Raw genomic sequence first — 22596 nt, 5'->3', positions numbered from 1 at the left:
CGGCGCATCTGCGCCTCCGACAACAGCATCAGGTCACTCATGGCAGCGTCTCCTTTCGATCCCAGTGAATCAAAACGCAGAGCGCGCCGCAAGAGGTTAATAGGTCCTGAGCCTAGGCACGGGAGAGCAATTTGGCCCAATTCAGCGAGGAGGCTGTCCACAGCTACTTGTTCAAGACCGGGTTAACCGACCTGATCGACGAGAGCTCGGCGTTCGACGAAGTGCCTGTGGGCGACGAGGACGACTTCCAACTCTGGCGGATCATTAATGCGCGGGCCCTGATCAAGCTCAAGAGACTGCACAATTCGGTTCGATACGGAGAGTTTCTGGGCAGCAAGATTAAGCTGCCCACCGACCGCACCCGCCCAATGGAGCTCGATCTCCTTGGGCACCATGAGGACGGGCTCTTCCATTCTCGAGTTAAAGGTGAACCGCGCGGCAGAGCGCAACGCGTTTTCCGAACTGTTCGCCTACAGCAATTACGTCGCAGGCATGTTCGCCTTTTCCGGCCACAAAGACATTACCACCGTTCTGGTCTCGACGATGGACGTCAAGATCACTCGCCAAGCTTATCTATATGACCTGCTGGTCGCTGACCGTGATGTCGTAGTTTACGCACCGATATTCGTCACCGACGCGCTCGAAAGCCTGAGGCTACAGCTCCACGTGCCGAGCGACGATGAGTTCAAGCGCTTTACCAACCAGCTTCTGTCACACGATGCCATGGGCTGTGTCGTAATCACCATCAACGACATACCAGGTTGGATTGACAACAAGGAGGAAGATGGCTCGCCGAACGAGTGGACGCGAAAGCACCTCAGCGGACTCAGCAATTATGCAGCCCAGTTGATGGAGGAAGAACGGCTGCACGGCTTCTGCTTTGTTAGGAAGTTCTGGGACTCAACCCCTTGGTCGAACCGGAGCAGCTTGTTTATCTGCGCTCTGAACCCTTTCCGGCTGGCCGAGCCCGAGCGGGCCAACGCAATCACCGAACAGCTCGATGAAAAGCTTCATGCGAACCTGTTCGAGGCTCCGCTATACGCTTTCGATGGACGGTTGATCCGGCTCGCTCAACGCGTCGCCAATGATAGCCTGACGCATGGCGGCCATGGCGAGTTCGAATTGCCGTTGTGGAGCGTGGTCGTCACCTCCGTGAGTGAGGTGGCGATTTCGCACAACTTCGCATTCCGACCGACCGGGACGATGCGCGAGGCCTATGTCAGCCACCTCAACGCCATATATGCGCGAAATGCGTCAAGGGGGCGGCTATCAGGAGGATGTCTCCAGGCTAAAAGTCAACGAGATCTCCAACTGGCTCCGGGCGTGGATGTTCATGGAGATGTGCGGCTTCCAAGCTGGCGAAGTCCCCGAAACGGAGGACGACGATGACTAAGCCGTCAAAGGGCGAGCCAGGACAAGGCTCTGGTCGTGTAAATCGTCGGCTATTTGCAGCGGGGCCCGCTGAAGCCGACATTCCGTTGTCGGCCCCCCATCCTGCTGGTCACTTAACGAACCAATTTCGACCGTTGGGCAAATCAGTGGTACCACCCTGACAGGCCAACGGAAACGTGCGGCGTGCGGCGTGCGGAAAACTATTAGGGGCGCTGATAGGGCGCAACGGCATCGTTCTTTAGGTCATTGAGCGCTTGCAATTCCCCGATCAGTCGCTTTACCCGATCCTCGCCGGGATCGGGCGTGGCGAGGGCGATTATGCCGATAATCGCAAACCCGAAATCGAGGCAGGCACAAAGGCCGCGTACGGTTTCGACGTGCGTCGATCCATAGAGGCTAGTGAGGGTAACGGCGGTCATGCCGTCCGGACGGTTATCGTCGATCGAGAGGTGGCTGGCGACGCCCATCAAATTCGGATGCGCGCCGAAGTCAATCGCGCCTTCATAGGCGAGCTTAGCGAGGTCATAGACGTCGGGTGCCGTGTCCTTCAAGTGGACGATGCCCTGGTCGAAGGTGAAGGCTTTGCGGCAGGCCTTCCTGTCGGCCTCGCTGCGATGGCGGTGTGTCCACACGTCGGCGAGGACGGGATCGCGCTCGATCAGCAGGCCGTAGGAAGCGGATTCCAAGGCGGTGCGCAGGAGTGGAAAGACTGCGGCCGCATGGCCGCTCAAGGCCATCCGGACGCCGGCGAGAAACGCCATGTAGGCGTTCATTTGCAGGATGAAGCCGATGGCAGACGATCGTGCCACATGCGCCCAGAGGCCGCGGCGCATATAATCGTCATAGCGCCTGAGCGCGGCCATGAGGCCGTTGTCTCCTTGCAGCAGCTCAGCCGCGGTTTCGTCGGCCGCAGCCATATAGCTGTCGAGGCCATTGCCCATTTCCACCATCAGGCCGCCGTTATGGTCGGTCATGGTGTCAGCCCGCCCCGTGCACGGCACGGATGAAGTCTTCCCGCAATAACCGGGAATAGGCAAAATAGCCTTTCTTCAGCGGATGACCGCCATTGGCCCGCGCTGCCTCGCTCTCGTTGGCGAGGTAGAAGATGTGGCCCTGACAATCGAAAAAGACGTGCGCGCTCGATCGCTTCCACTTTTCGATGAACTGGCTGCTGCGCGACGCAAAGTGCACGATTTCGAAATTATGGCCGTCCACGGCCGCCGTGCGCGCGCCGAGGCCCAGCGACAGGCGGAAGCTAGTGCCGGTGAAGCTATGCTCGTCGTGCAGGTGGACAAGCCAGAACATGCGATGCTTCTGGCGGTAAAAGGCCTCGCGCTCCATGCGCTCCTGCTCGCTGATGCTGGAGTGTTGCAGCTCCAGCACGGTCGCGATCGGCGTGCCGGCACCGCACAGCACATCGGCGCGGTGCCACTCATCGGCGGCGGCGTCATAAAGGCCAATTTCGCGGCATTCCATGTCGAACTGCTCTTTCCAGTCCAGATGCCAGGGGCCTTCGCCTTCGCCCCAGCGGTCGCAATCGCCAGCCTTGTGCCGCCAGTGCTTGACGTTCTGCGCGGGCATGACGGAGGTGAGGAGCCCGCCGCAATCCTTGCAGACGGTGCGCTCGCCCTTGGCAATCGGTTGCCGCTTTACGCCATCAATCCAAGCATAGATCACGCGATGTTCCCCCGCGCACTTGCGCTATAATGTCCTGACAATCAGAATATCAGCTTCACCTTGTCACACAAATGACTGCTTGTGTCGTATGTGGACTTCCGCGAAAGGCGGGCTTTGGTCGCAAGCTGCTATCGCTGAGTACTAGATTGAATGGCAGCTATCTTCCTTTCGTCGCCCGCAACCCGACATTCTGCAAACGGCCCCATACCGGCCATCGCTGAGCGGAACTTCCCTGCATTAAAAATTCTTTGCACCTGATCGGCGGGGTCAGCGGTTCGTATACATCCAAAGCGTAGGAGCCCAGAGCGGCTGTTTTACGGAAATAATTTCCGCTCATGACAAGCGCCAAACATTCAAATTTTATCAGAGAGCTGGCGTAGGTGACGCATCCACTATCGAAATCATTCTGAACCCGACCGCGTGCAGGCTTCGGATTCACTCTGCCGCTGTTTGCGATGCCGAGTTGAGACCAAGAGCTTAGGAAGGCCCGCCACTCTTACTCTAGCTCACCCGATCGCAATCCGCTCTTTGATACAGGCTTTTCGCTTTCATTCCCGTACGCCCTCCACCGTACGTTGGTGCATGTGGGAAAGTTACCATCAGGCGCATGTAAGCCGTTGTAAGCAATCTCATTTGACGTAATTCAGTTTGTCCTTCGGGAATTTTTGCGCGCCGGATGTCATGCCTCGACGCTGCTAATGATTGCAATGCGAGTGATATAGCTGTCATTCTAGGATGAGTTTAATCATTTGGATCTCTCATGAAGCGTACTACTATTGCTGACGTCGCACATGCCTCCGGGCTGAGCGTCGCAACAGTCGATCGGGTATTGAACGGTCGTCTCCCTGTTCGAGAAGAGACTTCTCGAAAGGTATACGAAGCAGCTGAGAAATTGGGCTTTCACGGTGCCAAGATTATCCGCCAGCGCATGATGGCAGACTTGCCGTCCTATCGCTTCGGCATCATCCTGCGAAAGGAGAGGCAACCCTTCTATCAAGCGTTTGCAGAACAGTTGAACGCGGCGGCGGCAGCCGTGAAGGATCGTCATGTCAGTCTGAAGATCACCTATGCCGTATCAGGAGAGCCAAGCGAACTGTCGGAGCTAATGCTGGGTATGGCTGGCAAGGTTTCAGCTATCGCTGTGACCGGCCCGGATCACTATGACGTGACGGCTGCTGTTTCCACGCTCAAGACGAAGGGTATACCAACCTTCGCTCTCCTGACGGATCTGGCGCAAGGTGTGCGTGAGGCCTACCTTGGCACCAACAATATGAAAGTCGGCCGAAGCGCCGCTTGGATGATTTCCAAACTCTCGCCGTCACCCGGAAAAGTTGTTCTGTTTCTTGGAGGCCATCGCTTCCACGGGCATTCGCTTCGCGAGATGGGCTTCCGTGCCTACATGCGCGAGTTCGCGCCAAGATTTCAGGTTCTCGATGCTCATATCAACCTTGAGACTCGGCGGTTGACCTATGAACTCCTCATGGACACCCTTTCGCACCATCCTGACCTTGTCGGAGTCTATTGCATGGGTGGAGGTATGGAAGGCGCCATCGAGGCACTTAAGGAAAGCAAGCGCTCGGAGGAGATCGCCTGCCTCGTTAACGAACTTACCCCAGAGTCCCGCCAGGCGCTGCTCGAGCGCCGGATCTCGGGCGTTTTTCAGACGCCTCTCGTCGAACTTTGTACCGACCTCATTGCAACGATGGTGCATACGATCGAGCACGGCATGGCTGAAAGCCCTGGCCAGAGATTCTTTCCAGCTCTTCTATGGGTTCCTGAGAGCTTATGATGGTTTGATAGAAAACCTCACACGCATCTGAAACGTTTCTATCAGGAATGACGGCTGAACCCTCTCATGACGTGTTGACCCGCCGGGCCGACTGCGGAATTGTCCCCCTGCGGTGACGAGGTAGGAGCTCACCGCTTACGCAACAAGATCCTTGTTTCCCGCTGCTGGTTCGCCAGCGGCATCGGACACGCATGCCCATAAACAGCCGCGTAACGGCGGCAACACGAATAAAGTGGAGGAGAACCCGATGAAGAAATATTTCCTGGCGACAGCGCTCGCGACGATGCTCGCAACAACGGCCTCGGCCGAGACCATCGGCGTCTCGATGGCGCTTTTCGACGACAACTTCCTGACCGTTCTGCGCAACGGCATGACGGACTACTCGAAGGATCTGAAGGGCGTCACGCTGCAGATCGAGGATGCGCAGAATGATGTCGGCAAGCAGCTGAGCCAGGTGCAGAATTTCGTGGCGTCCGGCGTCGATGCGATCATCGTCAATCCGGTCGATACCGATGCGACCGTCGCGCTCTCGCAGGCAGCGGCGGCTGCCGGCATCCCGCTGGTCTATGTCAACCGGCAGCCGGTCAATGTGGACGACCTTCCCGAGAAGCAGGCCTTCGTGGCATCCGATGAAAAGGAGTCGGGCACGCTGGAAACGAAGGAAGTCTGCCGGATCCTGAAGGCGGCGGGCAAGACCCAAGCGAAAGCCGTCGTCATGATGGGCGAACTGTCGAATCAGGCGGCGCGCATGCGCACGCAGGATATCAAGGACGTCCTCGCGACACCCGACTGCAGCTTCATCAAGATTGTCGAGGAACAGACGGCCAACTGGTCGCGGACACAGGGCTCCGACCTGATGACGAACTGGCTTTCGGCAGGTGTGCAGTTCGACGCCGTGATTGCCAACAACGATGAAATGGCCATCGGCGCGATCCAGGCCCTGAAGTCGTCCGGGCGCGCCATGGACGATGTCATCGTCGCCGGTATCGATGCCACCCAGGATGCCTTGGCATCGATGGCCGCTGGCGAGCTCGACGTATCGGTGTTCCAGAATGCGGCTGGCCAAGGCCGCGGTGCCGTGGATGCCGCGCTGAAGATCGCACGCGGCGAGACGGTCGAGAAGAAGGGCTACGTTCCCTTCGAGCTCGTGACGCCTGCAAACCTCAAGGACTATCAGGCGAAGAACTAACCCTCTTTGCCACAATGGGGCGAGGCGACGCACGCCTCCCCCAACGCCATCATGGAGGGTTTGCACATGGTTAGTCCCCGCACTGCCGAAGCGATCAAGCACGTCATCGAAGAGACGGAACGCCACGGACTTCTCGCTATCGAGGGTATCCGCAAGGAGTTCCCAGGCGTCGTCGCACTCGATAACGTCCAGCTGCGCGTTCGCCGTGGCACCGTTCACGCCCTCATGGGAGAAAACGGTGCCGGCAAATCGACATTGATGAAAATCATCGCCGGGATCTATCAGCCGGATGCCGGCGAAATCCGCCTTCGCGGTGAGCTGGTCACGCTGAAATCGCCGCTCGATGCGCTGGAACAGGGCATCGCGATGATCCATCAGGAGCTGGCCCTGATGAACTGGATGACGGTCGCCGAGAACATCTGGATCCGGCGGGAACCGAAAAACCGCTTCGGTCTCATCGATCACGGCCGAATGGCCGAGATGACCGCCGATCTTTTCGCCCGTCTGCGCATCAAGCTCGATCCGCGCGCGCAGGTGTCGGAGCTGACGGTCGCTCAGAAGCAGATGGTCGAGATCGCCCGCGCCGTAAGCTACGATAGCTCCATCCTCATCATGGACGAGCCGACATCCGCCCTGACCGATCGCGAGGTCGAAGGCCTGTTCTCGATCATCCGCGACCTGCGCGAACGCGGGATCGGCATCGTCTACATCACCCACAAGATGAACGAGCTTTTCGAGATCGCCGACGAGTTCACGGTGTTTCGCGACGGCAAATATGTTGGCTCCCATCTGTCGACGGCCGTCAACCGCGACGACATCATTCGCATGATGGTCGGGCGCGATATCACCGACATGTTTCCGAAGATCGAATGCCCGATCGGCGAGGTCATCCTCGAGGTTCGCAATCTCACCATTCCCGGCGTCTTCCACGACATCTCGTTCTCACTCCGGCGCGGGGAGATCCTGGGGCTTGCGGGGCTTGTGGGGTCGAAACGGTCGAACGTCGCCGAAGCGATCTTCGGGGTCATGCCTGCCACATCCGGCGAGATCCTGGTCAACGGCATGGCGGTCACGATCGACAGTCCAAGTGCCGCGATGGCGCAAGGCTTCGCCTTCCTCACCGAGGACCGCAAGGAGACGGGCTGTTTCCTCACCCTGAATTGCCTGGAGAATATCCAGTCGGCGCTGATCACACGGTCGCACGTCAAAGGCGGTTTCGTCGACCAGTCCACCGTGACCAAGCTTGCAGAGGACATGGCCCACCAATTGAGGGTGAAGACCCCGAACCTCTACGAGACTGTCGAGAACCTCTCGGGCGGCAACCAGCAGAAGCTGCTCATCGCCCGTTGGCTCCTGACCAAGCCGCGCATTCTCATCCTCGACGAGCCCACACGTGGCATCGATGTCGGCGCCAAGTCGGAAATCCATCGGCTCATCACCGGTCTCGCGGCGGAGGGGGTCGCGGTGCTGATGATTTCGTCGGAACTGCCGGAAGTGCTGGGGATGAGCGACCGCATCGTCGTCATGCATGAAGGTCGCGTGTCCGGCGTCCTCGACCGCGCCGAAGCCACTCAAGTCAAGATCATGGACCTCGCTGCGCGCTAGTCGTGCACCGCGGGAGGAGACAGCGAACATGAACACCATCACGCAACCCGTTCCCCAGCTGCAGCAGACGCGACGGCGCGTTCCGCCGGAACTGACGATCCTTCTGGTGCTCGTCGGCATCTCGCTGACGTTCGAAATTCTCGGCTGGATCCTGCAGGGGCAGAGCTTCCTTGGCAACACGCAGCGGCTTTCCATCATGATCCTGCAGGTCTCGGTCATCGGGATCATCGCGATCGGCGTCACGCAGGTTATCATCTCCGACGGCATCGACCTCAGCTCCGGATCGATCGTCGGGGCAACGGCGATGATCGCCATGAGCCTGGCCCAGGTCGGGACCTTTGAGCGGGCGCTCTATCCCGGCCTGACGGATCTTCCGGTCATCGTGCCCGTTATTGCAGGGCTGTTGGTCGGCGTCGTCTGCGGCGCGATCAACGGGCTCCTCATCGCTTACTCGCGCATTCCGCCGTTCATCGCGACGCTGGGTATGATGGTCACCGCACGGGGCTTTGCGAAGTGGTACACCAAAGGCCAACCGATCAGCTTTCCCACAGACAGCTTCGCCGCGATCGGCAAGGGGCTTGCGCCCGTCCTGATCTTCCTCATCGTCGCCGCCATCATGCATGTGGTCCTTCGCTACACCCGTTACGGCAAGTTCACCTATGCGATTGGCGCAAACAAGCAGGCGGCCCGCGTCTCCGGCATCGATGTCGAGCGTCACACGGTCAAGGTCTATGCAGTGGCAGGCCTTCTCTCGGCTCTGGCTGGCATCGTCGTTGCCTCCCGCGGCCTGACCGCCCAGGCCGGCATGGGCACGAGCTATGAGCTCGATGCGATTGCCATGGCCGTCATCGGGGGCGTTTCCCTTTCGGGCGGTCGCGGCTCCATCCTCGGAACCATGATCGGCATGGTCATCTTCGGGGTCATCATTTCCGGGTTCACGTTCCTCCGGCTCGATGCCTATTACCAGGAAATGCTTAAGGGCATCATCATCGTTGCCGCCGTCGTGGCCGACGTTTACCGACAGCGAAAACGCGTGAAGACGGCCTGAAACCAGCCACGCCTTCCAAGGGGGCCGGCCTCCCAGCGTCCGACATTACCACCAAACGACCTTCAATTAGCGAGACCTCCGATGAGACAGCTCCTGATCACGACCGCACTTTGCCTTTTTGCAGCACCTGGCCTTCTTGCATCGCCGGCATTCGCCGAGACGAAGGTTGCGGTGTCCATGACGTCCTTCGACAATCCGTTCCTGACGATCCTGCTGAACGGCATTCGCGCCGGCGCAGCGAAAGATACGACCATCGAGCTTCTCACCGAAGACGCCCAGCTCGATCCGGCCAAGCAACTGAGCCAGGTCGAGAACTTCATCGCCAACGGCGTCGACGCCATCATCGTCAATGCCGTTGATGGAGACGCGACGGCCGCGATTACGCAGGCGGCGCGAAACGCCAAGATCCCGCTCGTCTACGTCAACCATCCGCCAGCCGAGCTCGAGAGCGGCTTGCCGGATGGCACCGCATTCGTCGGCTCCAACGAGCTTGATTCCGGGACCATGGAAGCAGACGCAGCCTGCAAGCTGATGGGAGGCAAGGGTCGGGCCGTCATTCTGATGGGTCCTCTCGAGAACCACGCTGCCTTGACCCGGACCAAGGATGTCGAGGCCGTGTTCGCGCGGCCCGACTGCAAGATCGAGATCATCGAGAAGCAGACGGCCAACTGGAACCGGACCCAGGCACAGGATCTCACCGCGTCCTGGCTGACCGCCGGCGTGCAGTTCGATGCCATCATTGCCAATAATGACGAGATGGCCATCGGTGCCGCCCAGGCTCTGAAGTCCGCCGGCATCGACATGAAGAGCATCGTGATCGCCGGCATCGATGCCACACCGGACGGCCTTGCTGCCATGACCTCGGGCGACCTCGACCTGACGGTCTTCCAGAATGCGACCAAGCAGGGGGAGGTCGCGGTCCAGACGGCCGTCGCGATGGCCTCGGGCAAGCCGACCGAGAAGGCCCTTTGGGTGCCCTTCGAACTCGTCACGCCGGACAACATGGCGTCCTACAAGTGAAACCACAGCGGCCCCGGAGAAGAAGCCCATGAAACACACACTCGACCCGCACATGTTCCGGCACCTGTCGCTGGAGGACACCTGCCGCAAGGTTGCCGATCTCGGCTACGATTACGTCGAACTGTCCCCGCGTCCGGATTTTCTCTCCTGGTGGACAAGGCCGAAAGTCTATCCGGAACGCGTCGCCAGCTTCAAGAAGGCGCTGAAGGATCATGGCGTCGGCCTCGCCACGCTCCAGCCGATGTATCGCTGGGCGAGCCCCTATCAGGATGAATGGGATAACGCGATCGACAACTGGAAACGCGTGATCGAGATCGCGGTCGAGATGGATGGCCCGATGCTCGTCTCGGAGTTCGGCCGTGGCGGATCGCCGGAGCGCAGCCTGAACGATCGTTCGGGCCTCCATCGTCCCGAAACCTGCGAGGCCCAGTTCTTCCGCGCCATGGATATTCTCGTGCCGCTCCTTGAGAAGGAAGGCCTCGTCCTGTCGTTGGAAGCGCACCCGGAAGACTGGATCGAACAGATCGCGCCGGCCGTCGACATCATCAAGACGATCAACTCGCCGTCGGTCAAAGCGTCGTTCATCGCGCCGCACACGTTCTTCTACGGTCCGGACATGGTCGCCAATCTCCGCGCCACGGAGGGGCATCTGGTGCATGTCCGGCTGGCCGACACCTACGACCACAACAAGTCGTCGGAGCTCCGCTACATCGTCAACCCTCCCGGTTCCAAGGTGCGTGTCCATCAGCACACCGACTTCGGTCAGGGCGAGATCGATTTCGATACGTTCTTCGCGACGCTCGCAGACATGAAATTCGACGGTGTCCTCTCAAACTGCGTGTTCGCCTGGGAAGACCGAGTCGATGACAGCGCGCGCTTCATGCTCAACGAAACCCGGCGCTATGTCGCCAAATACTGGAATGAGGTCTGAAATGACTGTGAGAATTGGCGTTATCGGCACAGGCGCCATCGGGCGCGATCATGCGCGCCGCATCAACCATGTCCTCGGCGGCGCGAAGATCGTCGCTCTGAGCGACGTCAACCGGGCCTCGGCCGAAGCGGTCAAGGCGGACGTCGCACCGGATGCCGCCATCTTCGACACGGGCGAGGCGCTGATCGCGTCGCCGGATGTCGATGCCGTTCTCGTGACCTCCTGGGGCGCGACACACGAGCAATATGTTCTCGCTGCGATCGCTGCCGGCAAGCCGTGTTTCTGCGAGAAGCCGCTGGCCACCACGGCGGATGGCGGCAAGCGCATCGTCGATGCGGAGGTTGCCCATGGAAAACGCCTCGTGCAGGTCGGCTTCATGCGCCGCTACGATGCGGGCTACGTCGCCCTGAAGAAGGTGGTGGACAGCCAGATCGGCGCGCCGATCATGGTGCATGCCGCCCACCGCAACCCCGCCGTTCCCGAGCAATACGTCACCCCGATGGCGATCCACGACACGATGATCCACGAGATCGACGTGCTGCGCTGGCTGCTCGACGACGACTACGTCTCCGCCCGCGTTCTCTTTCCGCGGGCCTCCGCCCGCAGCCATGCCAAGCTGCGCGATCCCCAGATCGTCATTCTCGAAACCGCCAAGGGCACAATCATCGACGTCGAGATCTTCGTGAACTGCCACTACGGCTACGACATCCAGTGCCAGGTCGTCGGCGAGGACGGGATCGCGAACCTGCCCGATCCCATGGCGATCCCCATGCGGCTCGGTGCGCGACAGCAAAGCGAGATCCTGACCGACTGGAAGGACCGCTTCATCGCCAGCTACGACGTCGAGCTGCAGGACTTCATCCATGCAGCTGCCAAGGGCACCGCCTCCGGCCCGAGTTCCTGGGACGGCTATGTCGCCGCGATCACGTCGGATGCCTGCGTCAGTGCGCAGGAAGCCGAAGGGGCAGCCGTCGCCATCAACCTTCCCGCCCGCCCAGCGCTTTACAACTGAGGTCTCCCATGCGTTTTGCCATCAACCACATCACGGCCCCGAACCTGTCTCTCGAGGAATTCTTTTCCGCAGCCCGCCGTCTCGGGCTGACGGAGGTCGAGATCCGCAACGACATTCCGGATGTCGTCAACACGATGGATCCCGCCGACGTTAAGGCGGCGGCGGAAAAGGCCGGCGTCGGGATCGTTTCGATCAACGCGCTCTACCCGTTCAACGTCTGGTCGGGAGACCTGCCGGCTAAGGCTCTAGCCCTTGCCGATTACGCTGCGGCAAGCGGCGCCAAGGCACTGGTCATGTGCCCTCTGAACGACGGGACAAAAGTTTCGTTCGATGATCTCGTGGCAGCGCTGACCGCCATGAAGCCGATCCTTCAGGAGCGCGGTCTGACAGGCCTCCTCGAGCCTCTGGGGTTCCCGATCTCCTCCTTGAGAACGAAGGCGGAAGCTCTGCGCGCCATCGACGCGGCAGGTGGCGGCGATGTCTACAGACTGGTGCACGACACCTTCCATCATCACCTTGCCGGCGAAACCGAGCTCTTTCCGAGCCGCACGGGCCTCGTCCATATTTCGGGTGTGGTCGATCCGGCGGTTGCCGTGGACGACATGCTCGATGCGCACCGCGTGCTGGTGGATGGCGCAGACCGTCTGGAGAACGTGGCCCAGATCAAGGCGCTGATCGCCGCCGGCTTCGACGGCCCCTTCAGCTTCGAGCCGTTTGCCGAAGAGGTCCACGCGTTGACCGATCCGGAAGCGGCCGTCCGCGAGAGCATCGCCTGCGTCTCGGCCCATCTCTGACGCAACGAGCGACCGTGTCTGCTCGCCGGCGCAGGCACGGTCGATCCCTGTAACCACGGCCGATGCCGGAGGATGAAATGAACAAGTCACTGGATGTCATCACGATCGGTCGATCATCCGTCGATCTTTACGGCGCCCAGATCGGGGGACGTCTGGAGGATATGGGGTCCTTCCGCAAATATGTCGGCGGCTCGCCGACCAATATGGCTGCGGGAACGGCGCGGCTCGGCCTCCGGTCCGCTCTGATCACGCGGGTCGGCAACGAGCATATGGGGCGCTTCATTCGCGAGGAACTCGCGCGCGAAGGTGTCGATGTCACGGGCGTGAAAACCGATCCGGAGCGGCTGACGGCCCTCGTGCTTCTTGGTATCCGCGACGAGGAGACATTCCCGCTGATCTTCTATCGTGAGAACTGCGCCGACATGGCCATTTGCGAGGATGATATCGACGAAGCCCTGATCGCCCGCGCGCGCTCGGTCGTTGCCACCGGCACGCATCTGAGCCACCCCGATACCGAAACGGCCGTTCTGAAGGCGCTGGAGCTTGCCCGCAAGCACGGGGCCCGGACCGCGCTCGATATCGATTACCGCCCCAACCTCTGGGGCCTTGCCGGCCATGGCGACGGCGAAAGCCGCTTCGTCGAGAGTGCTACCGTCACATCCAAGCTGCAATCGACACTGCACCTCTTCGACCTCATCGTGGGGACGGAAGAAGAGTTCCACATTGCGGGCGGCTCCACGGACACGATTGCGGCGTTGCGTGCGGTGCGCGCCGTCTCACGCGCGACGCTCGTCTGCAAGCGCGGTGCGGCAGGGGCCGTCGCGTTTGCGGGCGATATTCCCGACGATCTCGACGACGGAGAAACCGGGCCCGGCTATCCCATCGAGGTCTTTAACGTGCTGGGCGCCGGCGACGGATTCATGTCCGGCCTCATCAAGGGTTGGCTCGAGGATGCCGCTTGGCCGCGTGCCCTTCAATATGCCAATGCCTGCGGCGCCTTTGCCGTCAGCCGCCACGGCTGCACGCCGGCCTATCCCTCGCTGGAGGAACTCACATTCTTCCTCGAGCGAGGCGTGAAGACCAAGGCACTGCGTCAGGATCAGGAACTTGAGCAGATCCACTGGGCGACCAACCGCCACGCGGACTGGTCGACGATGCGTGTCTTCGCCTTCGATCACCGTATGCAGCTGGAAGCCATGGCGGGGGCAACGCCCGACAAGATCGGCCATTTCAAGGCGCTTTGCCTTCGAGCGGCGCTCGGCGTGCAGGACGGTCGGTCGGGATACGGCATTCTCTGCGACAATCGGCTCGGCAAAGTCGCTCTGCATGCGGCATCCGGCACCGGCCTCTGGATCGGCCGCCCGGTGGAATGGCCGGGATCGCGTCCGCTGACGCTCGAGCCGGAACTCGGACCCGACTTCGGCGGCCTCGACGAGTGGCCGCTCGACAATGTCGTCAAGGTGCTGTGCTTCTGCCATCCGGACGATGCCCCCGATCTCAGAGATATGCAGGAGGAAACGGTCCGCCGACTTTTTGCCGCCGCGCGGCGCAACCGGCTGGAGTTTCTGTTGGAGATCATTCCGTCGAAAGTCAGCCCTGTGAATGATGACACCAACGCCACGCTGATCCGCCGCTTCTACGAGATCGGCGTCTATCCCGACTGGTGGAAGCTGGAGCCGATGGCGAGCCGCGTTGCCTGGGAGAAGGCCTGCACCGCCATCACCGACAACGATCCGAACACACGCGGCATCGTGGTCCTTGGGCTTGATGCGCCGGAGGACGAATTGGCGGCCAGCTTCAAGGTCGCCGCCAGCTTCCCGCTGGTGAAGGGCTTTGCGGTGGGACGAACCATCTTCGCCCAGGCGGCCCGAGACTGGCTTGTCGGTGCGACCACAGATGCGGATGCCGTTGCAGATATGCAGGCCCGCTACCGCCGCCTTTGCGTCCTCTGGGACACGGCGCGGGCGGCGGCGCAGGACAATGATGCGGCGGTTTCGTCGCAGGGAGGACTTTGACATGACCGACACCGTTCGACTGACCGCGGCGCAAGCCATGTTCCGCTGGCTTTCCGTGCAGATGACCGAAGAGGGAGACCGCTTCATCGAAGGCGTCTGGGCGATCTTCGGCCATGGCAACGTCGCCGGCATCGGCGAGGCCTTGCATGGAATCGGTGCGAAGCTGCCGACATGGCGCGGACAGAACGAGCAGACGATGGCGCATGCGGCAATCGCCTATGCCAAGACGAAGCGCCGCCGGAAAGCCATGGCGGTAACCTCGTCGATCGGCCCTGGCTCGACCAATCTCGTCACGGCCGCAGCGCTCGCCCATGTGAACCGCCTGCCGGTCCTCTTCATTCCCGGTGACGTCTTTGCCAATCGCCGGCCGGATCCGGTTCTCCAGCAGATCGAGGATTTCGACGACGGCACGATGAGCGTCACCGACTGCTTCCGTCCGGTCAGCCGCTATTTCGACCGGATCACCCGGCCCGAGCATCTTCTAACCGCACTGCCGCGCGCCCTTCAGGTGATGACGGACCCGGCCACCTGCGGTCCCGTCACGCTCGCCTTCTGCCAGGATGTTCAGGCGGAGGCCTACGACTATCCCCTGTCCTTCTTCGACACGAAGACATGGCGCATCCGGCGCCCGGAGCCCGACCTGCGGGAGGTCGAGGACGTGGTGGCGGCGCTGAAGGGAGCCGAGAACCCTGTGATCGTTGCTGGCGGCGGCGTGCTCTATTCGGGTGCTGACGCAGATCTTCTCGCCTTTGCCCGAAAGCACAATATCCCCGTCGTCGAGACGCAGGCGGGCAAAGGGGCGATCGACTGGCAGGAGCGCCTCAACTTCGGGTCTCCGGGGGTAACGGGCACGGATTGCGGCAATGCGATTGCGGCGAAGGCCGACCTCATTCTGGGTGTCGGAACGCGCTTTCAGGACTTCACGACGGGAAGCTGGACCATTTTCGGCAAGGCGGACCGCAAGCTCGTCTCCATCAACCTCACCGGCTACGACGCGGCCAAGCATGGGGCGATCCCGCTGGTCTCCGACGCGAAAGTGGCGTTGGAGCGCATATCGAAGGGTCTCGGCGAGCACCGCTTTGCCGATCCGGATTTCGCAGGGCGTGACGCCTGGTTCAAGACGACAGACCAGGTGACGGCCGCACCGGAGCCTGCGAGCGCCAATGTCCTGCCCTCGGATGCCCAGGTCATCGGGGCGGTGCAGCGGGTTGCCGGACCACAGACGGTTGCCATGTGCGCGGCCGGCACCATGCCGGGCGCCTTGCAGATCCTCTGGCGGGCGGCCGCAGGCGGCTATCACATGGAATACGGCTTCTCCTGCATGGGCTACGAGGTCGCAGGCGCCTTTGGTATCAAGCTCGCAGCGCCGGACAAGGAGGTCGTCTGCTTCGTCGGCGACGGCTCCTACATGATGGCGAATTCCGAACTCGCCACCGCCGTCATGATGCGGGTGCCCTTCACCATCGTTCTCACCGACAACCGTGGTTACGGCTGCATCAACCGGCTCCAGCAGGAGTGCGGCGGTGCCGAGTTCAACAACATGTACAAGGACAGCAACATCGAGGTGCAGCCCGAGATCGACTTCGTGGCGCATGCCGGCTCGATGGGCGCACATGCGGTCAAGGTCGATGGCATCGCTGCCCTCGAAAGCGAGATCGTTCTGGCGCGCGATCGCCAGATCCCCACCGTGATCGTCATCGATACCGAGGCGGAAACCGGTCCGGGCATCGGCGGCGCCTGGTGGGATGTCGCCGTTCCCGCGGTCGGAGATACGGACAAGCTCAGGCAGGCCCGCGCCCACTATGAGACCAACACCGCCCGCCAACGCATCAACTGACATTTCGACAGGCCGGAAGGAACGACCATGATACTCTACGGAACCAACCCCATTGCCTGGTCGAATGACGACGATCAGACGATCGGCGCGCATCTGACGCTTGAGGACTGCCTGTCGGACTGCCGCAAGATCGGCTTCGATGGCATCGAGAAGGGCCACAAGATGCCGAACGAGGGCGGAGCCCTGAAGGAAGCGCTCGGCGCGTTCGGCCTGCGCTTCGTCGGCGGATGGCACTCCACCACCCTCCTCGTCAACGACCTGGAGACCGAGATCGCCGCGCTGCAGACCTTCATCGACATGACCAGGGCCGCCGGCGGCGACCACATCAATGCCTGCGAATGCTCCAACACCGTCCACGGCAGCGAGGGCACGCCGGTCAACGACCGACCCATCATGACCGATGCCGAGTGGACACGGTTTTCGCAAGGGTACGAGGCGCTTTCCCGCCATGCCGCCGATCAGGGCGTCAAGATGGGCTACCACCATCACATGGGCACGATCATCGAGAGCGCTGCCGATATCGATCGCTTCATGAGCATGGCCGGGCCCCACACGCGCCTTCTCCTCGACACGGGCCACTGCACCTTCGGCGGTGCCGACCCGCAGGACGTCGCCCGGAAATACATGGACCGCGTCACGCACATTCATGCCAAGAACATCCGGCCCGAGATCATGGCGCGCGTTCGCTCCGAAAACTTGTCGTTTCTCGATGGCGTGCGCCTCGGCGTCTTCACCGTGCCGGGTGATCCGGAAGGCTGCGTCGCCTTCGAGCCCGTCCTGAAGATCGCCGCAGAGCACGGCTATACGGGCTGGCTCGTCATCGAGGCGGAGCAGGACAGTGCCGTTCGGGAGCCGCTCCTCTACCAGAACATGGGCCTGAAGGCTCTAAAGGCGATGTCTCGTGACGTTGGTCTCGACACATCCTCCGCAACGTCAGCCGAATAAGGAGGGCGAGAGCGATGAGCATGCTCCGACGCCGGCCCTTTGGCAGTCACGGCAAGGTCCACGAGATCACGCCGCAATCGGCCGGCTGGCGCCATGTCGGCTTCAGCCTCTACCGCCTGCGCGCGGGCGACACGATTGGCGAGGCGACCGGTTCCATGGAAGCCATTCTGGTGATGGTCGAGGGCAAGGCACGGTTACAGGCTGCGGGCACGGATTGGGGCGAACTCGGCGATCGCATGAACGTCTTCGAGCGCACGCCGCCGCACTGCCTCTATGTGCCGAACAATGAGACATGGCAGGCGGAGGCGACCACGGACTGTACCATCGCCGTCTGCCTGGCTCCCGGCAGAGGCGGCCACAAGGCTCACCGCATCGGGCCGGACCGGATCACGCTCACCCCGCGCGGGGTCGGCGCAAACCAGCGCTTCATCAACAACATCGCGATGGAAGCGGACGACGACTGCGACAGCCTGCTGGTGACCGAAGTCTTCACGCCCGCCGGCAACTGGTCGTCCTATCCAAGTCATCGGCACGACGAGGACGATTTTCCGCGGATCACCTATCTGGAAGAGACCTATTACCACAGGCTCAATCCCGACCAGGGTTTTGGCGTCCAGCGGGTCTACACGGAGGATGGCACGCTCGACGAGACGATCGCCGTGAAGTCGCACGACGTCGTCCTCGTGCCACGCGGCCATCACCCCTGCGGCGCGCCCTATGGCTTCGAAATGTACTATCTCAACGTCATGGCAGGTCCGTTGCGGAACTGGCGTTTCGTGCCTGACCCGGCCGTCCAGTGGATTATCGATCGCGACACCAAGGCGTAACCGCTGTCGAAAGGACGTATCATGCCGCTGATCAAGCTGCACATTCGCAAGGGCCGGTCGGAGGCCGACATCACACGGCTTCTCGACACGGTGCATGCGGTCGTGCTGGACGCCTTTCATGTGCCGGAGCGGGATCGCTACCAGATCGTGTTCGAACACGAAGACACGCATTTTCGCGCGCTGGACACAGGCCTCGGCTTCACGCGGACGGATCGTTTCGTCCTGATCGAAGTCGTCTCGCGGCCGAGGCCGAGATCCGAAAAGCTCGCATTCTATCAGGGCCTTGGTGGTCAATTGTCTGAAAGATGCGGCATCCCGGCGTCCGATCTCATGGTGTCGTTCGTTGAGAACAGTGACGAGGACTGGTCGTTCGGTGCGGGTGTCGCCCAATTCGTGACGGGTGATCTATGACCGGTTGCCTGGACCCCGTCCCGCGAGGTCGTCGGGCGTCTGCCTCCGCACGTTCGTTTCGGACACCGCTATCGGGTGACAGGGACCACGGTCCGCCGGATCTCGATACGCTGAAAGCCGTGATGCTGGCGCGGCACGCAGACTTTCCCAAGCGGATCGCAACGCTTGCGCACTTTGCCATTGAACATCCTGATGACATCGCGTTCGGCACTGTCGCATCGATTGCGAAAGCTGCGCAGGTTTCGCCGTCGGCGCTCGTCCGCTTTGGGCAGTTTTTCGGATATAGTGGGTTCAGCGATCTTCAGTCGGTGTTCCAGCAGGCGGGACGCACGAGAATCGTTGCCAAAGCCACATCTCATGTCGCATTGAAGATTGGCCCCGCCTGCGGCCACTGGAATGCCATTCAAGAGACGGTCGAGGCCTGCCGCATGTCGATCGACGTGATGGGCGAGACCATCCCGCTTGCCGATATGAGGGCTGCATCGGGCATGCTGTCGATGGCGGATAGCATCTTCATTCTCGCAGGCAAAGATGCTCTGCCGTTCGCGAGCTTCTTCCACCGGCGTCTTGTCGAGATGAGCATCCGAGCGATTCTGCTGACCGACATGGCCTCTGCAACCGATATCCTGGCTCTTGCAAGACGCGGAGATGCGGCCGTCATCCTGGAGACCGCCCCGGTCAGCAGTGCGCTCGCCGCTCATGTCGTGGCCATCAAAGAGTTGCAGCTGCCGATTGTCTGCATGACCGACACGCCGTTATCGCCCACGGCAGCACTCGCCAGCGTTCGTTTCGATCTCGCCGGTGCCGGCAGAGACGCCTTGTCACGCGTGACAGCAGGCATCGTGCTCAGCAACGCCCTGGCCAACGGCATTCGTGCGTCGCTGCAGACGCCGTAACGGATGACGGAGGCCTATTCCAACAGCCCAGCCTGCGTGAAGTCGATACCAAGCGCCTGCCGTATGCCGTCGAGCAGCCGCATGGTGGCAAGCGATACCTCGGCTGGTCGGCACGCGGTCTCCAATTTTCCTTCCGCAAGAGCCCAGGCAATCTCGGCGGCCTCATGGAAAAGCCCCTCGAAATGCGCGCCTCTCGGCTCTTCGTAGCGGAGGCGGCGGGTGCCATCGAGGGACCAGACCTCGAAGCTGCCCGGCAGGTGAAACTCCGTCTCGAACCGGATCGTGCCTCGGCTGCCTATGATCGCCGCGTTCGTCGGGCTGAAACCGTAAGGCGAAGTCGACATGGTGCCGAGAGCGCCGCGCTTATTGGAGACGACGACGGAGAGTTGTCCGTTGACACCGGCCGGGTCCGGCGTGGCGAGGCCGACGATGCGCTCGTGCGTGCCCAGAAGCTTGGCGAGAAGCGAGACGGGATATGTCCCGAGATCGAGAAGGGGGCCGCCTGCAAGCTTCGCGTCGAAGATGCGATGCTCGCGCGGCAGGTACTCGCCATAGTCTGTGTAGACGGATAGGATGTCGCCGATGATGTCGGCATCGAGGACTTGGCTGATCACGTCGAATTTCGGGAGAAAATAGGTCCAGAGCGCTTCGGCGAAGAATACACCCTTCGCCCGCGCGGCCGCCACCATGTCCGCTGCCTGTGCGTGATTGAGTGCCAGAGGCTTCTCGACGAGAACATGCTTTCCCGCCGCGATTGCCAGCATGGCGTGCTCATGGTGTCTGTTGTGCGGTGTGGCGACATAGATAATGTCGATATCGTCCGCGGCGACGAGCGCCTCATAACTGCCGTAAGTGCGAGGAACCTGCCAGGTCGCCGCAAACCTTTTGGCGGCCTCAGGCGATCGGGAGCCGACCGCTGCGATCGTCTGGCGGGTATGCGCCTGAACCGACTCGACAAACTTCGCGGCGATCCATCCCGAGCCGAGAATACCCCAGCGAAGTGGCGGTGCCTCCATCGGCGGCCGTGTCCGCGGTAAGGGCAGTGTTTCTGGGAAAGACATGAGGGCTCCTCCTTCTCGTCAATAGTGCGTCAGCCGGCGGTCTTCTGCCAGGACCCGGTCTCGACGGAGCGTTCCATCGCGTCGATGATGCGTTCGTTGGCCAGACCGAAGTCGAAGTTCGGAAAACAGTCCGCGCTGTTGCAGATGCCCTCGATAAGATCGCGGACCTCGATAACCTTGACGTCGAAATAGCCGAGACCGCCGCCTGCAAAATCGAACCCGAAGAAGGCGCCGAACTGCGGCACCTGGCTTCCGGCAAGGATGGTCTTGAAACCGCGGTCCGGTTTCGGATCGTTGAAGCGCGAGATCTTCAACTCGTTGAAGCGCTCGCCATCCATGATGATCGTGCCCTCTGTGCCGGAAACCTCCCAGTAGATGCCGAAGACCTTGCCGGCAGCGACGCGCGATGCCTCGATTGTACCGCCCGCACCATTCCTGAAGCGGATCAGCGTCTGGATCTGGTCCTCATTCTCCACAGTCGCGCGCGGTGCATCCGTGTCCGACGTTGCCCCATAGCCGGAACCGCTTTGCGGCACGGGTCGCGTCGGAAAGAAGGTCTGCGTTTGCGCGATGACCTGGTCGATATCTCCGACCAGATATTGCGCCACCGAAATCACATGGCTTCCCAGATCCCCAAGCGCTCCCGAGCCCGCATCCTTGCGTGTGCACCGCCAGGAAAACGGCAGGTCCGCATCGTTGAAGAAGCCTTGATCGAACCATCCGCGAAACCGCATCGGCCTGCCGATATCGCCGCGGTCGATCATGATTTTGGCGAGCATCGCAGCAGGGGTCTTGATGTTGTTGAAGGCGACCATGGTCTTCACGCCCTGCCTCCGTGCCGCGTCGGCCATCTCTTCGGCCTGCGCCAGCGTCACAGAGAGCGGTTTTTCGCAATAGACGTGCTTGCCCGCGGCAATGGCAGCAAGCGCCATCTCGTGGTGCATCGCGTTGGGCGAGGTGATGTCGACCACGTCGATGTCAGGATCGGTCACGAGCGTCCGCCAGTCTCCGGTGCTCCGCTCAAACCCGAAACGGTTGGCGGCATCTGCCGCAAGCTCGCTCGTGACATCGGCAAGCATGCTCAGGTGAGGGATTGCCGGCAGATCCCGGTACAGCATGCCCGCGCGACGATAGGCGTCGGCATGGGCCTGACCCATGAAGCCGGAGCCGATCAGACCGATATTCAGCGTCTTTTTTGGCATAGTCACTGTCCTCAAGGGGCCATCAGGCCGAAAATTGCGCAAGGATATGGTGAAAGGCCGCAGTGACGGCCGGCAGGGGCGCAACGATCGCCGGATCCTGCTCCGCCTCGACCACAAGCCAACCGCAATAGCCGGTTTTCCGGACGAAGCGCGCCAGTGGCGCAAAATCGGTCGCGCCGTCTCCGGGGACGGTGAACATGCCGCTTCGCACGCCGTCATTAAAGCTCAGGTCACGGGCACGAATCCGGTCGAGAATCGGCGCGCGGACATCCTTCAGATGAATATGGACAATGCGGTCGCCGAAGCGCTTGATCAACTGGGTGTAGGCAAAGCCCGCCGCCGTGGCGTGACCTGTGTCCAGGAGAAGCCCAACCGACGGCCCTGCCGCGTCGAAGATCATCGAAATCTCATCGAACGTTTCAGCGACCATCATGAGATGATGATGATAGGCGAGCGTCAGGCCGTGAGTGTCGGCGAGCCTCGTGCCGAAGTCGGTGAGTCTTGCCGCGTAGGCTGCGACATCCTCTCCCGGTAGTCGTTGCCTCTGCGACATCGGCGCATCGAGAGGTGCGCCCGGCGTCATCATGGCCGTTTCGCCATAGACCATGACCGTCGAGCCCATGGCGCGCAACAGATTGGCATGGGCCGCGACAGCAGCCATTTCGTCCTCGACGCTCCCTTCGGCGAGTCGACCGGAATGCCAGCCTGAGGCAAGCGACAGCTTCCGGCTGTCGAGCAGGGGCGCCAGCAATTCTTTTGTGCGCGGAAGTTTGCGGCCAAGCTCCACACCGTCGTAGCCCGCACGGGCGGCGTCATCGAGACAGGTCTCGACCGGGATATCGGCGCCAAGATCCTCCAGGACATCATTGGCCCAGGACAAAGGGCTCACGGCGAGGCGGACTCCAGAAGGAAGCGTCGATAGGGTTTCAGATCTCATCATGGTCT

At 61.4% G+C, this 22596-nt stretch carries 21 protein-coding genes; 15 read left to right on the top strand and 6 right to left on the bottom strand.

Annotated features, from left to right (window positions below):
* Positions 1–182: 182 nt before the first annotated feature.
* Complete coding sequence (locus tag C8J36_RS25150; protein WP_207897519.1) at positions 183–395, bottom strand: hypothetical protein; 213 nt, start codon at positions 393–395, stop codon at positions 183–185.
* A 31-nt stretch (positions 396–426) separates the two neighbouring features.
* Here C8J36_RS25150 and C8J36_RS16025 point away from each other — a divergent pair, with 31 nt between their 5' ends.
* Positions 427–1389, top strand: coding sequence for a hypothetical protein (locus C8J36_RS16025; RefSeq protein ID WP_207897517.1), 963 nt, complete (start codon positions 427–429; stop codon positions 1387–1389).
* Between the two features lie 206 nt (positions 1390–1595).
* Here the strand turns inward: C8J36_RS16025 and C8J36_RS16020 are convergent, their stop codons facing one another.
* Positions 1596–2342, bottom strand: a complete 747-nt coding sequence (locus C8J36_RS16020) for a hypothetical protein (RefSeq protein WP_245506585.1) — start codon at positions 2340–2342, stop codon at positions 1596–1598.
* Positions 2343–2370: 28 nt separating this feature from the next.
* Positions 2371–2973 carry a hypothetical protein gene (locus C8J36_RS16015; RefSeq protein ID WP_245506584.1) on the bottom strand — a complete coding sequence of 201 codons (603 nt, stop codon included), beginning with the start codon at positions 2971–2973 and terminating at the stop codon, positions 2371–2373.
* 856 nt (positions 2974–3829) lie between these two features.
* Here C8J36_RS16015 and C8J36_RS16010 point away from each other — a divergent pair.
* The 14 genes from C8J36_RS16010 to C8J36_RS15945 all read left to right on the top strand — a co-directional run bounded on the left by C8J36_RS16010 (position 3830) and on the right by C8J36_RS15945 (position 19388).
* Positions 3830–4858: a LacI family DNA-binding transcriptional regulator gene (locus tag C8J36_RS16010; protein WP_132536295.1), complete on the top strand. Its 1029-nt coding sequence runs from the start codon at positions 3830–3832 to the stop codon at positions 4856–4858.
* A 247-nt stretch (positions 4859–5105) separates the two neighbouring features.
* On the top strand, positions 5106–6047 hold the full coding sequence (locus tag C8J36_RS16005; protein WP_132536293.1) for a sugar ABC transporter substrate-binding protein: 942 nt from the start codon (positions 5106–5108) through the stop codon (positions 6045–6047).
* Between the two features lie 66 nt (positions 6048–6113).
* Positions 6114–7652: a sugar ABC transporter ATP-binding protein gene (locus C8J36_RS16000; RefSeq protein WP_132536291.1), complete on the top strand. Its 1539-nt coding sequence runs from the start codon at positions 6114–6116 to the stop codon at positions 7650–7652.
* A 28-nt stretch (positions 7653–7680) separates the two neighbouring features.
* The gene (locus C8J36_RS15995; RefSeq protein WP_132536289.1) at positions 7681–8700 is read left to right on the top strand and encodes an ABC transporter permease; all 1020 of its coding nucleotides are present in this window, start codon (positions 7681–7683) and stop codon (positions 8698–8700) included.
* Between the two features lie 81 nt (positions 8701–8781).
* Positions 8782–9720, top strand: a complete 939-nt coding sequence (locus C8J36_RS15990; protein WP_132536287.1) for a sugar ABC transporter substrate-binding protein — start codon at positions 8782–8784, stop codon at positions 9718–9720.
* Positions 9721–9748: 28 nt separating this feature from the next.
* Positions 9749–10651: a sugar phosphate isomerase/epimerase gene (locus C8J36_RS15985; protein ID WP_132536285.1), complete on the top strand. Its 903-nt coding sequence runs from the start codon at positions 9749–9751 to the stop codon at positions 10649–10651.
* A gap of 1 nt (position 10652) precedes the next feature.
* Positions 10653–11663: a Gfo/Idh/MocA family oxidoreductase gene (locus C8J36_RS15980; protein ID WP_062596037.1), complete on the top strand. Its 1011-nt coding sequence runs from the start codon at positions 10653–10655 to the stop codon at positions 11661–11663.
* Between the two features lie 8 nt (positions 11664–11671).
* The gene (locus tag C8J36_RS15975; protein WP_132536283.1) at positions 11672–12457 is read left to right on the top strand and encodes a TIM barrel protein; all 786 of its coding nucleotides are present in this window, start codon (positions 11672–11674) and stop codon (positions 12455–12457) included.
* Between the two features lie 77 nt (positions 12458–12534).
* Complete coding sequence (gene iolC / locus C8J36_RS15970; protein WP_132536281.1) at positions 12535–14472, top strand: 5-dehydro-2-deoxygluconokinase; 1938 nt, start codon at positions 12535–12537, stop codon at positions 14470–14472.
* 1 nt (position 14473) lies between these two features.
* Positions 14474–16309, top strand: a complete 1836-nt coding sequence (gene iolD / locus C8J36_RS15965) for a 3D-(3,5/4)-trihydroxycyclohexane-1,2-dione acylhydrolase (decyclizing) (protein WP_132536279.1) — start codon at positions 14474–14476, stop codon at positions 16307–16309.
* Positions 16310–16336: 27 nt separating this feature from the next.
* Complete coding sequence (gene iolE, locus C8J36_RS15960) at positions 16337–17254, top strand: myo-inosose-2 dehydratase (RefSeq protein WP_132536277.1); 918 nt, start codon at positions 16337–16339, stop codon at positions 17252–17254.
* A gap of 14 nt (positions 17255–17268) precedes the next feature.
* Entirely contained in the window at positions 17269–18081 is an 813-nt protein-coding gene (iolB, locus tag C8J36_RS15955) for a 5-deoxy-glucuronate isomerase (protein ID WP_132536275.1), read from the top strand.
* Positions 18082–18102: 21 nt separating this feature from the next.
* The gene (locus C8J36_RS15950) at positions 18103–18492 is read left to right on the top strand and encodes a tautomerase family protein (RefSeq protein WP_132536273.1); all 390 of its coding nucleotides are present in this window, start codon (positions 18103–18105) and stop codon (positions 18490–18492) included.
* A gap of 122 nt (positions 18493–18614) precedes the next feature.
* Positions 18615–19388 carry a MurR/RpiR family transcriptional regulator gene (locus C8J36_RS15945; RefSeq protein WP_165915076.1) on the top strand — a complete coding sequence of 258 codons (774 nt, stop codon included), beginning with the start codon at positions 18615–18617 and terminating at the stop codon, positions 19386–19388.
* A 14-nt stretch (positions 19389–19402) separates the two neighbouring features.
* Here C8J36_RS15945 and C8J36_RS15940 read toward each other — a convergent pair whose 3' ends face one another.
* The 3 genes from C8J36_RS15940 to iolE (C8J36_RS15930) are packed head-to-tail and all read right to left on the bottom strand — an operon-like array spanning position 19403 to position 22588.
* Positions 19403–20449: a Gfo/Idh/MocA family oxidoreductase gene (locus C8J36_RS15940; protein ID WP_132536269.1), complete on the bottom strand. Its 1047-nt coding sequence runs from the start codon at positions 20447–20449 to the stop codon at positions 19403–19405.
* A 29-nt stretch (positions 20450–20478) separates the two neighbouring features.
* On the bottom strand, positions 20479–21651 hold the full coding sequence (locus tag C8J36_RS15935) for a Gfo/Idh/MocA family oxidoreductase (RefSeq protein WP_132536267.1): 1173 nt from the start codon (positions 21649–21651) through the stop codon (positions 20479–20481).
* 22 nt (positions 21652–21673) lie between these two features.
* Positions 21674–22588, bottom strand: coding sequence for a myo-inosose-2 dehydratase (gene iolE, locus C8J36_RS15930; RefSeq protein WP_132536265.1), 915 nt, complete (start codon positions 22586–22588; stop codon positions 21674–21676).
* Positions 22589–22596: the final 8 nt, after the last annotated feature.

This window comes from Rhizobium sp. PP-F2F-G48, assembly GCF_004342335.1.
Classification (GTDB): domain Bacteria; phylum Pseudomonadota; class Alphaproteobacteria; order Rhizobiales; family Rhizobiaceae; genus Ferranicluibacter.
The sequence above is the reverse complement of the archived record's forward strand: the minus strand, read 5'-3'. Positions and strand labels throughout refer to the sequence as shown.

Bases quoted from the DNA above. Each gene is read 5' to 3' on its own strand.
- C8J36_RS15980 (WP_062596037.1), top strand. From the start codon at position 10,653: ATGACTGTGAGAATTGGCGTTATCGGCACAGGCGCCATCGGGCGCGAT.
- C8J36_RS16015 (WP_245506584.1), bottom strand. From the start codon at position 2,973: ATGCCCGCGCAGAACGTCAAGCACTGGCGGCACAAGGCTGGCGATTGC.
- iolC (WP_132536281.1), top strand. From the start codon at position 12,535: ATGAACAAGTCACTGGATGTCATCACGATCGGTCGATCATCCGTCGAT.
- C8J36_RS15950 (WP_132536273.1), top strand. From the start codon at position 18,103: ATGCCGCTGATCAAGCTGCACATTCGCAAGGGCCGGTCGGAGGCCGAC.
- C8J36_RS16005 (WP_132536293.1), top strand. From the start codon at position 5,106: ATGAAGAAATATTTCCTGGCGACAGCGCTCGCGACGATGCTCGCAACA.
- iolE (WP_132536277.1), top strand. From the start codon at position 16,337: ATGATACTCTACGGAACCAACCCCATTGCCTGGTCGAATGACGACGAT.
- iolE (WP_132536265.1), bottom strand. From the start codon at position 22,588: ATGAGATCTGAAACCCTATCGACGCTTCCTTCTGGAGTCCGCCTCGCC.
- C8J36_RS15945 (WP_165915076.1), top strand. From the start codon at position 18,615: ATGCTGGCGCGGCACGCAGACTTTCCCAAGCGGATCGCAACGCTTGCG.
- iolD (WP_132536279.1), top strand. From the start codon at position 14,474: ATGACCGACACCGTTCGACTGACCGCGGCGCAAGCCATGTTCCGCTGG.
- C8J36_RS15975 (WP_132536283.1), top strand. From the start codon at position 11,672: ATGCGTTTTGCCATCAACCACATCACGGCCCCGAACCTGTCTCTCGAG.
- C8J36_RS15940 (WP_132536269.1), bottom strand. From the start codon at position 20,449: ATGTCTTTCCCAGAAACACTGCCCTTACCGCGGACACGGCCGCCGATG.
- C8J36_RS15985 (WP_132536285.1), top strand. From the start codon at position 9,749: ATGAAACACACACTCGACCCGCACATGTTCCGGCACCTGTCGCTGGAG.
- C8J36_RS16010 (WP_132536295.1), top strand. From the start codon at position 3,830: ATGAAGCGTACTACTATTGCTGACGTCGCACATGCCTCCGGGCTGAGC.
- C8J36_RS16000 (WP_132536291.1), top strand. From the start codon at position 6,114: ATGGTTAGTCCCCGCACTGCCGAAGCGATCAAGCACGTCATCGAAGAG.
- C8J36_RS16020 (WP_245506585.1), bottom strand. From the start codon at position 2,342: ATGGTGGAAATGGGCAATGGCCTCGACAGCTATATGGCTGCGGCCGAC.
- C8J36_RS15995 (WP_132536289.1), top strand. From the start codon at position 7,681: ATGAACACCATCACGCAACCCGTTCCCCAGCTGCAGCAGACGCGACGG.
- iolB (WP_132536275.1), top strand. From the start codon at position 17,269: ATGAGCATGCTCCGACGCCGGCCCTTTGGCAGTCACGGCAAGGTCCAC.
- C8J36_RS15990 (WP_132536287.1), top strand. From the start codon at position 8,782: ATGAGACAGCTCCTGATCACGACCGCACTTTGCCTTTTTGCAGCACCT.
- C8J36_RS25150 (WP_207897519.1), bottom strand. From the start codon at position 395: ATGGTGCCCAAGGAGATCGAGCTCCATTGGGCGGGTGCGGTCGGTGGG.
- C8J36_RS15935 (WP_132536267.1), bottom strand. From the start codon at position 21,651: ATGCCAAAAAAGACGCTGAATATCGGTCTGATCGGCTCCGGCTTCATG.